This is a genomic window from Mesorhizobium sp. M0500 (genome assembly GCF_040321165.1).
Lineage (GTDB): Bacteria > Pseudomonadota > Alphaproteobacteria > Rhizobiales > Rhizobiaceae > Mesorhizobium.
Genome location: NZ_JAMYRB010000035.1, coordinates 1 through 14,363, shown reverse-complemented (window position 1 = coordinate 14,363; position 14,363 = coordinate 1). Strand labels below are relative to the sequence as shown.

General features: G+C 60.5%; 14 protein-coding genes and 3 pseudogenes. 12 read left to right on the top strand and 5 right to left on the bottom strand.

Translation table 11 applies throughout. The features are described from left to right. Window positions 1-252 precede the first annotated feature (252 nt). A complete protein-coding gene (locus NKI70_RS30610) occupies window positions 253-498 on the bottom strand; it encodes a hypothetical protein (RefSeq protein WP_352693214.1) in 246 nt (81 codons plus the stop codon). Between the two features lie 83 nt (window positions 499-581). Further along, complete coding sequence (locus tag NKI70_RS30605) at window positions 582-1,175, bottom strand: Crp/Fnr family transcriptional regulator (RefSeq protein ID WP_352693216.1); 594 nt, start codon at window positions 1,173-1,175, stop codon at window positions 582-584. A 55-nt stretch (window positions 1,176-1,230) separates the two neighbouring features. Here NKI70_RS30605 and NKI70_RS30600 point away from each other — a divergent pair, with 55 nt between their 5' ends. The 3 genes from NKI70_RS30600 (at window position 1,231) to NKI70_RS30590 (ending at window position 4,849) form a co-directional block, all read left to right on the top strand. Beyond that, window positions 1,231-1,758: a LysR substrate-binding domain-containing protein gene (locus NKI70_RS30600; RefSeq protein ID WP_352693218.1), complete on the top strand. Its 528-nt coding sequence runs from the start codon at window positions 1,231-1,233 to the stop codon at window positions 1,756-1,758. A 394-nt stretch (window positions 1,759-2,152) separates the two neighbouring features. Further along, window positions 2,153-3,673 (top strand): FAD-dependent oxidoreductase, encoded by a 1,521-nt coding sequence (locus NKI70_RS30595; protein ID WP_352725950.1) that lies wholly within the window; start codon window positions 2,153-2,155, stop codon window positions 3,671-3,673. Window positions 3,674-4,033: 360 nt separating this feature from the next. Beyond that, window positions 4,034-4,849, top strand: coding sequence for a ferritin-like domain-containing protein (locus NKI70_RS30590; RefSeq protein ID WP_352693222.1), 816 nt, complete (start codon window positions 4,034-4,036; stop codon window positions 4,847-4,849). A 183-nt stretch (window positions 4,850-5,032) separates the two neighbouring features. On the opposite strand, the gene NKI70_RS30585 is transcribed toward NKI70_RS30590, so the two are convergent. After that, on the bottom strand, window positions 5,033-5,266 hold the full coding sequence (locus NKI70_RS30585) for a hypothetical protein (protein ID WP_352450333.1): 234 nt from the start codon (window positions 5,264-5,266) through the stop codon (window positions 5,033-5,035). Window positions 5,267-5,343: 77 nt separating this feature from the next. Between NKI70_RS30585 and NKI70_RS30580 the strand changes: the two genes are divergently transcribed. Together NKI70_RS30580 and NKI70_RS30575 are read left to right on the top strand one after the other, a co-directional pair. Next, the gene (locus NKI70_RS30580) at window positions 5,344-5,784 is read left to right on the top strand and encodes a DUF899 family protein (RefSeq protein ID WP_352693243.1); all 441 of its coding nucleotides are present in this window, start codon (window positions 5,344-5,346) and stop codon (window positions 5,782-5,784) included. Then, a pseudogene (locus NKI70_RS30575) lies at window positions 5,772-6,502 on the top strand (helix-turn-helix transcriptional regulator); the annotation flags it as partial. The gene NKI70_RS30580 and the pseudogene NKI70_RS30575, both read left to right, overlap by 13 nt. Before the next feature lie 43 nt (window positions 6,503-6,545). On the opposite strand, the gene NKI70_RS30570 reads toward NKI70_RS30575, so the two are convergent. After that, complete coding sequence (locus NKI70_RS30570) at window positions 6,546-7,436, bottom strand: LysR family transcriptional regulator (protein ID WP_352725948.1); 891 nt, start codon at window positions 7,434-7,436, stop codon at window positions 6,546-6,548. A 106-nt stretch (window positions 7,437-7,542) separates the two neighbouring features. Here NKI70_RS30570 and NKI70_RS30565 point away from each other — a divergent pair, with 106 nt between their 5' ends. The 3 genes from NKI70_RS30565 to NKI70_RS30555 all read left to right on the top strand — a co-directional run bounded on the left by NKI70_RS30565 (window position 7,543) and on the right by NKI70_RS30555 (window position 9,662). Further along, the gene (locus NKI70_RS30565) at window positions 7,543-8,412 is read left to right on the top strand and encodes an SDR family oxidoreductase (protein WP_352693245.1); all 870 of its coding nucleotides are present in this window, start codon (window positions 7,543-7,545) and stop codon (window positions 8,410-8,412) included. 37 nt (window positions 8,413-8,449) lie between these two features. After that, window positions 8,450-8,923, top strand: coding sequence for an SRPBCC family protein (locus NKI70_RS30560; protein ID WP_352647973.1), 474 nt, complete (start codon window positions 8,450-8,452; stop codon window positions 8,921-8,923). 70 nt (window positions 8,924-8,993) lie between these two features. Further along, window positions 8,994-9,662, top strand: coding sequence for an NAD(P)-dependent oxidoreductase (locus NKI70_RS30555; protein WP_352725946.1), 669 nt, complete (start codon window positions 8,994-8,996; stop codon window positions 9,660-9,662). 304 nt (window positions 9,663-9,966) lie between these two features. Here the strand turns inward: NKI70_RS30555 and NKI70_RS30550 are convergent. Beyond that, a pseudogene (locus tag NKI70_RS30550) lies at window positions 9,967-10,309 on the bottom strand (hypothetical protein); the annotation flags it as partial. Between the two features lie 654 nt (window positions 10,310-10,963). On the opposite strand from NKI70_RS30550, the gene NKI70_RS30545 reads away from it, so the two are divergent. From NKI70_RS30545 to NKI70_RS34100, 4 genes and pseudogenes are all read left to right on the top strand, one after another. After that, window positions 10,964-11,374: a YybH family protein gene (locus NKI70_RS30545; protein WP_352693228.1), complete on the top strand. Its 411-nt coding sequence runs from the start codon at window positions 10,964-10,966 to the stop codon at window positions 11,372-11,374. Between the two features lie 180 nt (window positions 11,375-11,554). Beyond that, a pseudogene (locus NKI70_RS30540) lies at window positions 11,555-13,077 on the top strand (MFS transporter). A 66-nt stretch (window positions 13,078-13,143) separates the two neighbouring features. Beyond that, on the top strand, window positions 13,144-13,662 hold the full coding sequence (locus tag NKI70_RS30535; RefSeq protein WP_352693232.1) for a YkgB family protein: 519 nt from the start codon (window positions 13,144-13,146) through the stop codon (window positions 13,660-13,662). A gap of 323 nt (window positions 13,663-13,985) precedes the next feature. After that, window positions 13,986-14,333 carry a recombinase family protein gene (locus NKI70_RS34100; protein WP_502896729.1) on the top strand — a complete coding sequence of 116 codons (348 nt, stop codon included), beginning with the start codon at window positions 13,986-13,988 and terminating at the stop codon, window positions 14,331-14,333. The last annotated feature ends 30 nt before the right edge of the window (window positions 14,334-14,363 follow it).

Here is a 14,363-nt window from a genome sequence, read left to right as displayed (position 1 = left end):
GAGCCTCGACAGGCGTCCTAGGGATCCGCGGCGTCGAGTTCAATCGCGAATCCCGCATCGATCGCGCTTCGCGCAATGAGATCGCCAAGTTCCCAGTCCGTCAGTTCGCAAAGGGAAGCATTCTCCTGATAGTGTGGCTAACCTCGGATATCGAAATCCTCGGGCTGCCGATGTTGTCGATCAGGTAGCGGACAATCGCTTGGCGAACGTCCAACAAGGTAGGCGTCTGCGCGAGCGCAGGCATCACCGGCCCTATGAATGGAGCTGTGGTTCTGCGGCCACGGCTGTTTTGAAGTCGAATGCGACGGGCACACCGTGAATGATGCATGCTGCCGCCACTAACTCCTCCAGTTCGCGGTCGGTAGCCTTGCATGCCGGCATGAGCGTTCGGATGGCACGGATTGCCTGTGCGATGGAGAGGAAGTGGGCCTTGCCCCTAGAGAGCACATAGGTTTCGGCGGCTCTTTCAACCGTGACGGTGTGAAAAGTATTGGTCATGTGAGTTCCTCCCTGAAACCCAAACCAACACGATTTATGGCACCAATTCGGCAGCCTGCAAGGGTTTGTCCGATTCCGAACAGTTAGGCGGAGGCTAGGCCGAAGTGACTTTGCTCCTCCTCGCCGTAAGCACCGTGTGTGAGTTTTATCATTCCAACGCGATCGACGATTGCGATCTCGCCGCGTTTGGCGTGAACCAGCCCCCGATATTCAAGCATTTGGAGGGCGGTGGTAACGCCGGGGCGCCGGGCACCAAGCATGGTCGGCAGAAATTTATGCGTCAGGTAGATCTTGTTTCCTTCGGCGCGGTCTTGGACCATCAGCAGCCAGCGGGCCAACCGCTCTTCGATTTTGGAATGGCCGTTGACCAGCGCGGTCCGGGACGACTGCACGAGGAACGCGTGGGCATAGCGAAGCAGCGACTCGCGAAGGGACTGGCTTGCTGCAATCGCAGCGCGAAGGTCTTCAACGGGCAGAATCCAGCCATTGCCGGCGACCTGGATATAGGTTTCATTGGGAGACCTGTCTTGGCCGAGGATAACGCCAACCCCTGTCACGCCATCGTGGCCGACGATGCCGACTTCGCTTTGCCGCCCACCGGTCATGGTGGCGACCACCGATGCAATGCCCATCTCTGGAAAATACACACGCTCGATCGGCTGATATGCGACCTCCAACTGGTCTTTGATGTCGAGTTCGACGTGATGTTACCCGGACACCGATTGCACGCCATTGCTAACGACCGCTCCTTATGATTGGGAAATTTTCTTCGGAGGTGAGTTCGATCTCGCCTTTGACTGCGGTAATCCAAATGGGCCGAAAGATATCGACGCGGTGCTAGTGTTGCAATCGTTCGGCACCCCAGTTTGCTCTCCAAAGCTGCTGGAGAGAGGGGTGCCACTAACCTCTCCTGCCGACCTGGTTCACCATAACCTGCTGCATGAAACGTCTGATCGGCACGATTGGAAAGTTTGGGCTGGGCGATTTGTGCCGAACCTTCTTGACGTGAACTCGGGTGAGGTCTTTCCCAGTGCCGATATGGCCTATCGTGCCGCGGCCATGGGCCAGGGCGGCGCGATCGGAGACCTCTCTGTGCTCCACGAAGAGATCACCAAGGGAGAACTGGTCCTGCCGTTCAAGGATATGCAGATCTCTGACGACACGGAGGCCTATTACTTGTGTTGCAGAAGAGATTGCTGGACCGACCCTCGTATCGCCGCATTCCATCAGTGGGTATCGGCCGAGGCAACGTGGTCCTGAAGGCCGGGCGGTCAGGCGCGCCCCAAACGGCGACAATCGGGCGCGGCCATTTAAGTCGCACAGCATCGTATCCTGGAACTTCGAGGTGTCTACTCATAGAACACTGCATGGGGATGCCTTCAAGATCGTCCAGACACTACACGGTCACGTACTGGTTGCGCCTTGTCAGATGTGGCCAGCGTTCTCGCTGTTGGCGGACCACGGCAATTGTCCGCGAATGCGGCTAACGCTTCGAACTGGCGATTGAAACAGCTGGCCTGGAAACCCGCGCGAAGGGGGTGCTTCCCACCTGCGCAGTCCGTGGAGCTTAGCGCATTAGATCGGCGTACAAACGCAGCGGGAACTTTTAGCCCCTCGCGTCCATTTCCTGATCGATGCCCTGGAGAGTTCCGCCATGAATGTCAGCGATGAAAGGACTGTATCGCTTTGGGCGGCAACCGAAGTCGCGCCTGAGGCGGTTCCGCTCGAGCGGAGTGAACAGGTCGATGTCGTGGTCGTCGGATCTGGCATTGCCGGACTGTCGGTCGCCTACGAACTGGCTGTCGCCGGGCAAAAGGTGGCAGTGCTTGATCGCGGCCGGATCGGAAGCGGCATGACGGCACGCACCACCGCGCATCTGTCATCGATCTGCGACGACTATTTTTCGGAACTGATCAAATTGCGCGGCGAGGAACTGGCGCGGATTTACTACCAAAGCCAGTCGGCCGTTATCGACCGTATCCAAGCAATCCAAGAGGCGGAGGGTATTGCGTGTGATTTCCGCCGCCTCGACGGCTTTCTGTTTCCGGCGTCAGGCAGAAAGGAATCCGTCATCGAGCGCGAACTGGACGCCGCTCTGAAGATTGGTGTCGACGTCGAGAAAACCGCAGGCGTGCCGTTTGCAGGCTTTTCGGATACGCCCGTCCTTCGCTACGCCAATCAGGCGACATTTCACCCGCTCAAATATCTCCGCGGGCTGGCTGCGGGCATTCGCGCGCGCGGCGGCATGCTTTATGCGGAGACTATCGTCGACAAGGTCGAGGAGACCGACGGCGGCGTGCGCGTAACCACGGTCTCAGGCTTTGCCGTGTCTGCCAAATCGGCCGTTGTCGCCACCAACTCGCCGATCAACGATCGGGTCGCCCTTCATACCAAACAAGCGCCCTATCGGACCTACGCGATGTCATTCGAGATCGCGCGCGATATCCTACCGGATGCGCTGTATTGGGATACTGAAGACCCTTATCACTACGTTCGGCTTCAGCCTGGCAAAGGTCGGACCGACTTCCTGATCGTCGGAGGTGAAGACCACAAAACAGGACGGGCCGATGATGCCGGCAAACGCTTCGCGGCCCTGGCGGCCTGGACCAAAAGGCTGGTGCCCGATGTCGGGATGGAAACCAACCGTTGGTCCGGGCAGGTGATGGAGACCGTCGACTATGCCGGGTTCATCGGTCGCAATCCCGGTGACCGGCGTGTCTTCGTTGCAACCGGCGATTCCGGCCAGGGCATCACCCATGGGGTCGTGGCAGGCCTGTTGATTTCCGACCTGATTCTCAAGGGGGAAAGCCCCTGGCGGGAACTTTACGAACCCTCTCGCAAGACGGCACGCGCGATCGGCGATTATTTGGCGCAGAATGCGACAGCGATCAAGAGTTTTGCCGAGTATATCGCGCCTGGCGAAATCGATTCCGCCGACAAGCTGCGGCCGGGAGAGGGCGCTATCGTGCGCGAAGGGCTTACCAAAGTCGCGGCTTTTCGCGATGAGGACGGCACGCTCCACAAGCGCTCGGCCGCATGTACTCATGTCGGTTGCCATGTTCATTGGAACTCGCTGGAACGCTGCTGGGATTGCCCCTGCCACGGCTCGCACTTTGCCATTGATGGCACCGCCTTGAACGGACCGGCCGTGTCGCCCTTGGCTTCGATCGAATAAGCCAATCGGCGTTCGCTTGTGTATTGGCGCCGAAGCACCGGCCAGCGCAAATGACGCCTATGACGTAGATATCACTGGTCATAAAAGGCTACATCGATGCAGTTGTGATCTCTAGCTTCTCGACAAGACGAGAGACATCAGTCGCCCATAATCAGCTCAAGGTCATGGCTCGGATTCGAAGCACAACATTTGGCGAAAATGCGCGACAACCGAAGGAACATTTATCGAGTTTGACGGGGTTAGAAAGGCTGGCCCGCGATCAGGTGCCAACAGGTGATACCGGCGGACTTTTGGGAGGAAGTCAGGATCCGTGTCACGCCTTCAATTCATATTTCGCGCCGTCGCGCGTTGCAGTTCGGCTTGGGAGCAACCCTCGCCACCACCACGGGCCTGACGCCGGTTTCTCGCGCCTATGCCCAGGAGGACGTGCAGGACGAAGACATTTTCCGCTTTGCGCTCAACCTCGAATATATGGAGGCTGAATACTACCTCCGCGGCACCACCGGAAAAGGCATCGACGCAGCCGATGCCGGCTCGAAATCCGGCGACGTCGTTGGCGGAAAGCAAGTCTCGTTCGAGACGCCGGCCATCGGCGAATTCATGCAGGAAGTTGCGGAAAACGAACTCGCGCACGTCCGATTTTACCGCAAGACGCTTGGAAAGAACGCCGTCGACAGGCCGGCCATCGATTTCGATGCGGGCTTCAAGGCGGTTGCGGAGGCAGCGGGCCTCGGGCGGGACTTCGATCCCTTCGGTAACGAAACGAACTTCGTTCTCGGCGGCTTGCTGTTCGAGGATGTCGGCGTCACCGCCTATGCCGGTGCCGCGACGGTTCTGAAGAACAAGGACTTCCTCGCCGCCGCCGCAGGCATCCTGGCGGTCGAGGCCTACCACATGGGAATGGCGCGATCTACGCTATACCGGAAGGGAGAGGAAGCCTGGAAGGCCGCCAACGTTGTCTCCGATGCCCGGGACAAAATCGACGGATCGGACGATAAGGACCAGGGGATCCAGGTGGACCGCAAAGCCAACATCGTTCCTTCAACGCCCGACGCGATCGCCTTCACCAGAACACCGCAACAGGTGCTCCGGATCGTCTATCTCACCGACAAGGATGGAGTGAGCAAGGGCGGCTTCTATCCGGAAGGGATGAACGGCACGCTCAAAAGCACCTGAGCCGCTCGCGACAGGCAATCAGATCGCCGGAAGAGGCGGGGCGGGTTCACGAGCGCAATGATCGTGGCCACTACGCCTGCATGACGGTCCCGATGCCAAAACCTGCCGCTGGAGCCCAGGACAGGATCGGATGACCGTCCGGTTTGGTTTCGAGCCGCGACCTTCGCGGCGTAAACGGCAAAGTCAGGAAATGGCGCGTCCCGCGGGTAGCAATCGGCTCGATGGAACGACCGCTTCGGGACCAACCAGACGATGCTGCTCTTGTGCTCGTCGGGTGAGCCGGGCTACCGTCCGCTCGCCCTGTCCGTCCTGCGCCTCGAGGCCCTCGAGGACGGACGGGTCGCGGAGGTCGTCGACTTCGAGGTGCCGATGAGTTTTCCGCTGCCGCGCGGTTTCAACAAGGACGAGGTCGAACATGGGGAGGTCGGATGGAGGTCGCGACTGAGCAGGAGTGGCAGGCCGCCCGCAAGGAGCTGCTGGCGGCCTAGCGGGAGCTGGCGGCGCACGAACGGCGCGTCACCAAGCAACGGCGGGAGTTGCCCTGGGTTCCGGTCGAGAAGCACTACGCTTTCGCCACCGACGACGGGCCGAAGTCCTTGCCGGAGCTGTTCGATGGCCGCTCGCAGCTCCTCATCTATCACCTGATGTTCGGGGAGGACTGGAAGATGGCGTGCCCGGGCTGCACCTCGGTGGGCGATGGGCTGGGCGGCATGGTCACGCACGTGAACGACCGCGACGTGACGCTCATCGCGATGTCGCGGGCGCCGCTGGAGAAGCTGATGGCAACTAAGGCACAGCGCGGGTGGACAATGCCCTACGTGTCGGGCTACGGCGACGACTTCCTGTTCGACTACGGCTTCGCGTTCCGCCGGGAGGAGATGTCCGGAATCGTCCGCGACGAGTTCGACATGGGGCAGCTGCTCCGATGTTGCTGATGGCCGGCGACTTCGTGCTGGTTCCGGAAATCTTCTCGTTCACGATGAGCAGCCTGGAACCACCTCCTCGCGGAGCCCTTGCCCAACGTCTTGAGACCAGCCCGGGTGTCCTCCGGCTCGGTGACCCAGAAGCGACCGCCGAAATCAAGGCGATGGTTGGCCATTGTGCCTTTGGCTCGGATGACAAGGCTCTTCTCGTCTCGTTGCTACCAGAGGTTATCCATGTCCAGGGCGAAGAGCGGCTGATGATGCTGGTCGGGATGATAAACGACGAAACGAGAGCCGACCGGCCCGCCCGTGAGATGGTGCTTCACCGGTTGTTGGAGGTGCTGTTGATCGAAGCTTTGCGTTCAACGGCAAGCGCCGCGGCCCCGCCCGGTCTCCTGCGCGGTATGGCCGATCCGCTGCTGGCACCGACCTTGCGCCGGATTCACGCGGATCCAGGTCGCAGCATGACGGTGGAAACACTCGCGGGGATGCTGCCATGTCCCGTTCGACCTTCTTCGATCGTTTCCGGAGGGAGGTTGGCGTGGCCCCGATGGAATACGCGACCGGCTGGCGCATGGCGCTGGCGAAGGAATTCCTTCGCAAGGATGTTGTCACGGCGGAGATCGCGCAACGCGTCGGCTATGGCTCGGCAAGCGCCTTCAGCGTCGCGTTCAGTCGGCATGTGGGAATGCCGCCCGGCGCCTATTCGCGGGTAAACACCGCTGGGTAACGCCGGCCCGATTGCAAAATGTGGAGCAGGCTGCTTTGGCCCCTCACTTGCCGATGTAGGCCGCCAGTTCATCGGGCGTTCCGTTGGGAAAAGCCTGCTTCAGAAAATCCAGGAAGGCAGATACACGCGCGCTCAACAGACGCCGCGACGGGTAAAGCGCCCACAGCGCGATCTCGGAACCCTCGACATCACCCCAGTGCAGCAAAGTGCCGTCGGCCAGGTCGTGACTCACCAGCGAAATCGGCACACGAGCAGCGCCTACGCCGGTTCGCACGGCATCCCGAACCATGATGAGGGACGACAGTGCGAGAATGGGCTCGATCCCGATCGTCGCGGATCCTTCTGAAGTCACGACGTTCCAGGTCTGCCGATCGCTGGCCCCACGCACGACACCTGGCACCGAGAGATCTGCGGCCGGCCGGGGCAGACCGGGGCTTGCCACGACGACCAGGCGATCATGCAGAAAGGCTCGGCCGACAAGACTTTCATCTGGGTCCGGATTGACCCGGATGACCAGATCATAACCTTCCTCGATCATGTCCACGGCTCGGTCCTCTGTCGTGACTTCCAACCGCACGTCGGGATATTTCAGTGCAAAGCCCGCCGCGATCCTGCCCATGGCTGTCTGCGAAAACAGCAGCGGCGCGCTGATCCGTAACCTGCCGCGCGGCTTGTCCCCGCCCGCCGCGATCGTGGCCGCCGTTTCGTCGAGCTCCGTCAGCAGAGAGGCTGTCCGCTCATGAAGGGCGCGTCCTTCCTCAGTGAGTTTGAGGTTGCGCGCGCCACGTTCAAAGAGCCGAAGTTGAAGGGCAGCCTCCAGTTCCGTAACCCGTCGGGACAAGGTCGCTTTGGGACGGCCGGACGCCCGCGACGCTTTGCCGAAGCCACCGTGACGCGCGACAAGGTTGAAATCCGCAAGGGCGACGAGATCCATAATCGTTCCACCTGTGAGACGAAGTGTCTAAATTAACAGCCTATTGGTTTAAGAATGAACCAGCCATATTCCGGGTGTCAAGCAATACCAACCCGGAGAAAATCCCATGACCATTCTCGTTACCGGCGCCACCGGCAATATCGGCGGCCAAGTCATCCATCACCTCGTCGACCGCGGCGCTGATGTCCGCGCTCTCGTCCGCGACCCCTCCAAGGCCAATTTCCCGGCAGGTGTTGCCGTCGTCAAAGGTGACTTCCTGGACGTCGACTCCCTACGTACCGCCTTCGACGGTGTCTCGACGCTCTTCCTGCTGAACGCTGTCGCACCAGACGAGTTCACCCAGGCTTTGATCGCCCTCAACGTCGCCCGCTCGGCTGGCGTCGAACGGATCGTCTACCTGTCAGTCATTCACCCGGACGTCTACGTGAACGTGCCGCACTTCGCCGGCAAGTTCGGCGTCGAGCGGATGATCGAGCAGATGGGCTTTCACGCTACCATCCTGCGTCCGGCCTACTTCATCCAGAACGATCTGACGATCAAGGACGTCATCGCTGGCTACGGCGTTTACCCGATGCCCGTCGGCGACAAGGGGCTTGCCATGATCGACGTTCGCGATATCGCGGAGGTTGCTGCCCTTGAGCTGCTGCGGCGCGAACAGGCCGCACAGCCGCTCCCGATCACTCGCATCAACCTGGTCGGTCCCGATACCCTTACCGGAGCGGATATCGCCGCGATCTGGTCGGACGTGCTCGCTCGCCAGATCAACTATGGCGGCGGCGATACGGCTGCCTTCGAGCAGAACCTCAAGCAGTTCATGCCGCCATGGATGGCCTACGACATGCGCATGATGGGCGAGCGATTTTTGACCGATGGCATGCTGCCCGAGGGCAGTGATGTCGAGCGCCTGACGACGCTTCTTGGACGTCCGCTCCACTCCTACCGCGACTTTGCCTCGGAAACCGCTGCCTCTGCCTGAGGCAATCAGCCACAATTTCAAACAAAGGACCATCAACATGATCTATTCGACCGCAACCGTCCCGGTGAATCCGGAAGGCGAAACAAAGCTCACCCGGGAGCAAGTATGGAAGGGTTTGGAACTGAAGGCGCGCGACGCGCGTCTGTTCCTCCCGCCGGGTCTCTGCACCCGCTGCGATGTCGTGGAGGAAAGTGATACCCACTTCGTGCGCGAAGCCACCATCGCCGGCTCTGACATCAGGGAGATCATCACCCTCGAGCCGCAGAGCAAGGTCACCTTCTTCCAGGCGACCGGCCCACGCGAAGGCGCCATTATCAATGAGCTTTTCGAGGACGAAGCCGGCGCACTGCAGCTGAAGTTCTACTGCTACCTCGGCCTGCGCGGCAAGGAGGCTGATGGCCCAGAGGAACAGGCCGAGCAGACGCAGTTCGACAGCGACAAGGGCTACAAGTCGGCCCTGCTGTCGACGCTGAAGCGGACCCGCGAACTGCTCGCAGAGGGCCGCCTCTGATTATCACCAGCATCCAAACCAACAGGGCGGCCTCCTGAGGGCGCGCCAGGCTTTCAAGAGGACCAAAATCATGACCACACCCGTCCCTGAAACACGTTTCGCCGCCGTACCGAATATCCTGGTGCTCGGTGCCACCGGGCCGACCGGCCGCCATATCGTCAGCCAGGCCGTAAGCCGTGGCTACGATGTCACCCTCCTGGTGCGCTCGCCGGAAAAGGCCGCAAACATGAAGGGAGTGAAGATCGTCGTTGGAGACGCCCGTGACGAGAAGGTGTTGCGCCAGGCCGTCAAGGGTCGCGATGCCGTGATTAGCGCGCTCGGCACACCCGCAAGCCCATTTCGCGAAGTCACCCTTCTTTCGACCGCGACCCGAGCGCTTGTCAGCGCCATGAAAGCGGAACACGTCTCGCGTCTCGTCGCCATCACCGGTATGGGCGCTGGCGACAGCGCAGGGCACGGCGGTTTCCTCTTCGACAAGCTGATCTTCCCTCTGCTCCTGCGCAAGGTTTACGCCGACAAGAATCGTCAGGAGGCAATCCTCAAGGGCAGCGATCTGGATTGGACTATTGTCCGTCCTTCAGTTCTCAACAACAAGCCTGCACGCACCACGATCCAGACGCTCACGAACTTGAACCAGTTCCGCGGAGGCTCCATTTCGCGCGAAAACGTTGCGGCCTTCGTGCTGGATCAAGTCACCACGGATCGCTGGCTACATAAGTTGCCGTTGATCACCGGGTAGGGTTGGCTTGAACGGCCTATCAAAGCGGAAACCGCCAGCGCGACGATTGCGGTCAAACGAGCCGCGAACGCATAGCTGCACTGCACAAAAATTAAGTGCAGTGTGATTCGTGCATACAGACTTCAGTTGATGCACATGGCGGCTTCCTCCCAGTTCCGCCGCAGTAGCTGTTCCCCTCTGGAGGTCCATGACCTTCACACGTTATGGGCCGCGGTTTGCCGTCGGCCCTTTTTTCTTTTTCAGACCCAGGTCGCAATGGCGTTGCGGACGCTGAAGGAAGGCGGGGCAAAGCCCCGCGATCGTCCTATTCGAAGGCTGCCATTTGGACCGTTGCGGCCTTTGGTCGACCGAGTTTGCAGGCTGCTCGACCGGGCGAGCGTAGGGCTTCCAGGTTTCGCCTGTGATGTCCTCGTAAGCCGAGACGGCACCTTCGGCTGCCATGCGAAGCACGTGAGCCTGCAGGCCCATGTCGGCTGCGAACTCGCGCTTGCGTTGGGCGCGATTATCGAAGCCTACCGGGCCGTCCAGGTCCTCGTCTCTGGTATCGAGAGTTTCGTGGTCAGATCACGGGCCTCGCTGACCGCGCGGCTGTAGAATTGCCCGGCGCCGTAGGCGGAGCCGACGAACGACCCCACGATGCGCTGCATGCATGGCCAAATCAGGACGATGCCGATCACCAGGACTACGCTGGCCGTCATGGCGATCGACCGAAGCAGCCCCGGGCCAAAGCGGGGCACGGCGAGCTGCTTCGAATAGTAGCGGTTTTCGGCTTCGGCGTTCATCGGCGACCGACGAGCCGAAGTTTGAAGGTTCGCGGCAACGAGACTGTAAATATCCATGACGTCCTCCGGTCCTAGGTTCATCACAGACATCCTGACACGAGCAGCGGCTTTGACCTGTCATGCGCGCGGACGACAGGAGCCGAATTCCAGTCACATCCGGAGATGGACATCCCCGAGCGGCGCGCCGAACATCAAAAGCTGTTTCGCCTGGTGTCGGCTCTCAGTGAAGCGAACCTTCGAGTGACCGCTACCGGCTCAAGTTGACCAAACCGGACCTTGCTGGGCCGATTTGGCGGCTCGTAAGCGGACGTTGACCGAAACCAGTGACTTTGACCCTCTCGCGACCCACGGAAAGTTGAACGTCTCTCCCTAAGCTGACACTCAAGAACACGCGTCGCAGCAGCCGGATTGGCTGGACGGAGCCAAGTATGATCACCCAATGTCGGATTGAACGCCTCCCGATCGTCCTCGATACAGAACCAGCTTGACGGAAGAATATCGAGGAGGAGGAGAGTTCTAATGGTGAACAAGGAGCGTGACGCTGAGGCACACATCCAGGCGCTTATCGAGCGCTGGGCGAACGCCGTGCAGCAGCAAGACCTGGAGACGATCATGGCGGATCACGCGACGGACCTCGTGATGTTCGATGTCCCACCCCCGAACGAACTTCGTGGAATGGAGGCTTACCGGGATAGCTGGGGTCCGTTCTTCGACCACTTCAAATACGGCGGCGTTTTCGCGATCGAGCGGCTGGATGTCACGGCGGGCGACCGGGTTGCTTTTGCAACCGCATTGCTGCGGTGCGGTACGAAGGACGAGCTTGAAAAGGATCCGACAACCCGCCTTCGCCTTACCGTCGGATTGCGGAAAGAGGGTGACCGCTGGATCATCGCTCACGAACACCACTCGTACCCATACAAGCCGGACTGAGCAGCGCATCGGAGTAATCCAGCGATCGAAACAGCGGTGGCAATTGACCAGCCGCTTGGCGGACAAGGAGATCAAGGCATGGCGTCAGAGAACAAGATCGGTACAATTTCCGACCCAGGTGGTGCGACTGGCGGTGCCGTAGCGTGTGCTCTGGAGCTCAGTGAGGCCGTCACGAGCGACATAACCGCGCCCAGAGCGACCCGCCTCGAATGGTTCGGGCTCGCAGTTATCGCGCTGCCGTGCCTGCTCTATTCCATGGACCTGACGGTTTTGAACTTGGCTGTGCCGCGTTTGAGCGCCGACTTGAAGCCGTCGAGTTCCCAACTTCTCTGGATCGTAGACATTTACGGCTTTCTGCTTGCCGGATGCCTGATCACGATGGGCACGTTGGGCGACCGCATCGGCCGCCGAGACTGCTTTTGATCGGCGCGGTGGCATTTGCAATAGCTTCGGTCTTCGCAGGGTTCTCCACAAGTGCCGGAATGTTGATCGTTTCGCGTGCGCTGCTCGGGATTGCCGCGGCGACGCTTGCACCGTCGACCCTTTCGTTGATCCGCAACATGTTTCTCGACCCGAGGGAGCGTACGGTTGCGATCGGCGTCTGGATCGCCAGCTTCTCTGCGGGCTCTGCCATCGGTCCGTTGGTCGGGGGCATCCTGCTGAGCTATTTTTGGTGGGGCTCCGTGTTCCTCGTGGCGGTACCGGTCATGGTTGCGCTGCTGGTGCTTGGTCCGATGGTCCTGCCCGAGTATCGCGATCCTGAAGCGGGTCGGCTCGACATCTTGAGCGCTGGGCTGTCGCTTGTCGCCGTGCTTTCGGTGATATACGGCATCAAGGATATCGCCGAACACGGCCTCCGCCCGGAGGCGGCCTCCGCCATTCTCTTCGGTGTGACTGTCGGCGCGGTTTTCGCCGTGCGCCAACCGCGGCTGACAAACCCCCTGATCGATCTGCGGCTCTTTCGCTCGCGCGCCTTCAGCGCTTCATTGGCGGTCAACGTTCTCGGCTTCTTCGTCGCGTTTGGCTCGTTTCTCTTCATCGCGCAATACCTGCAACTGGTGCTGGGGATGGGACCGTTTGTAGCGGGCCTGTGGACCGTGCCTTCCGCCGTTGCTTTCATCGCCGGTTCGATGCTGACCCCAATCGCGGTTGGCAGGGCTCGCCCGGGCTATGTGATGGCGGCCGGCCTTGCGCTTGCGGCAGCCGGATTTCTCATTCTCACCCGCAGTGGTGGTCAGGCCGATCTCGCGATCGTCGTCATAGGCTATAGCGTCTTCTCCCTAGGTCTTGCGCCGGTGTTCACGTTGGCCACCGACCTCATCGTGGGGACCGTTGAACCCGAGCAAGCCGGTGCGGCCTCCGGCATCGCGGAAACCAGCAGCGAATTGGGTGGCGCGCTCGGCATCGCGATCCTTGGCAGCATCGTCACCGCAATCTATCGCAGCGGCATGACCGGGATGGTTGCGGACGGGGTATCCGAGCAAGAAATCAGTGTTGCCAAGGACACGCTGGGAGGCGCCGTGGCAGTTGGGCTCGCCTTGCCGGAGGCGCTCGGTTCCGATTTGCTCGGCAAAGCGCGGGAGGTGTTCACTCAGGCGTTCCAGATGACTGCCGGCATCTGCGCGTTGGTGGCGCTGGCTGCAGCCATCCTTGCGGTGGTCTTGCTGCAAAACGTGCGAGCACAGTCTGAGGCTGGACAGTAGCCAGCGAAATCTACGACACCGATTGAACCTTGAGCCCCAGTGTCATCGAACAGGAGGAGGATACTCATGGCGGTTCTCAAAACATCAGAGCCTGAAGGTCAAGACGAGACAACTCCCCGGCCGTGGGCGCGAAAGATCGCCGCGATCAGGAAAGCCGGACGGATCGTCGCCCTGACCGGGGTCATACTGCCGCTTCTCATGATCGGCGGGATGAAGTTCACGACGGTCGAGATCGAGGCGTTGAGACCGCTGATCGGCGGCACGCCTTGGCTCGCCTGGATGTATCCAGTCTTTGGTGAGGCCGGTGCCTGTTATGTGCTTGGCGTCATCGAGATCGCGACCGCGCTTCTGCTGATTGCCTACCCCTGGTCGGCGCGCGCCGGTGTGACCGGCGGGGCCTTGGCCGCGCTAATTTTCCTGGTCACCTGTTCGATCATGATTGTCCTGCCGATCTGGGAGCCTGCGCTGGGCTTTCCAGCGCTCGGTCCCCTCGGCCAGTTCCTAATCAAGGATATCGCGTTGCTCGGCATCGCGCTTGTCGTACTGGGCGAAAGCCTGAACAGATTGGACAGAGGGGCTACCTAAGCGAATCCAAGTCGAAGGCGAGTGGCAGAACATGTCATCCATTTATACGGGCCAAATGGCGGGGCTCCACCTTACCGCGCCCTTCGACTCGCTTGGGACAAGCCCGCGAGTCCGAAAGCGGGCCGGTGTTCATGCTTTGATTTTTCTATCGTATATCGGTGCCCGCTTAATGTTCAGGGGCCACAATGGGCAGTTTCGCGACCACCGCAATCATGGCGGCTGCTGCGGCGTATTTCTGACCCAGCCTATGGGGCTATCCGCTTGCCGAATTCTGAGCCAGAGCGCATTGAAGTATATCTAAATGAGCCGAGCGGGAGGGGGATATGCCCGTTGCTCGTGTTTATCTGCGGGTCAGTACGCAAGGGCAGGATCTTGATCGCCAGGAATCGATCATCGCTGGGGCGAGGGATGCCGGGTACTACATCGCCGGCGTCTATCGCGAGAAGGCATCCGGCGCTCGCGCCGACCGGCCGGAGCTGCTGGCGAGTACGGCACCGGGGCTAGCCGCTAATATATTGCACGCTGTCTTTGCCGCCCATTCCGGCATCCCGAGCATCGCACTCGAAGTGGTCGAGGGAAACGACGGGGCAATGGCCTTTTACCGCAAACATGGTTCGAAGTGGTCGATCGCAGGGCCGCGTCGCACGGTGCAGAAGGCCATGCATCGTTGATTATGCGCAAACTGCTATCGCGCGCCTAGT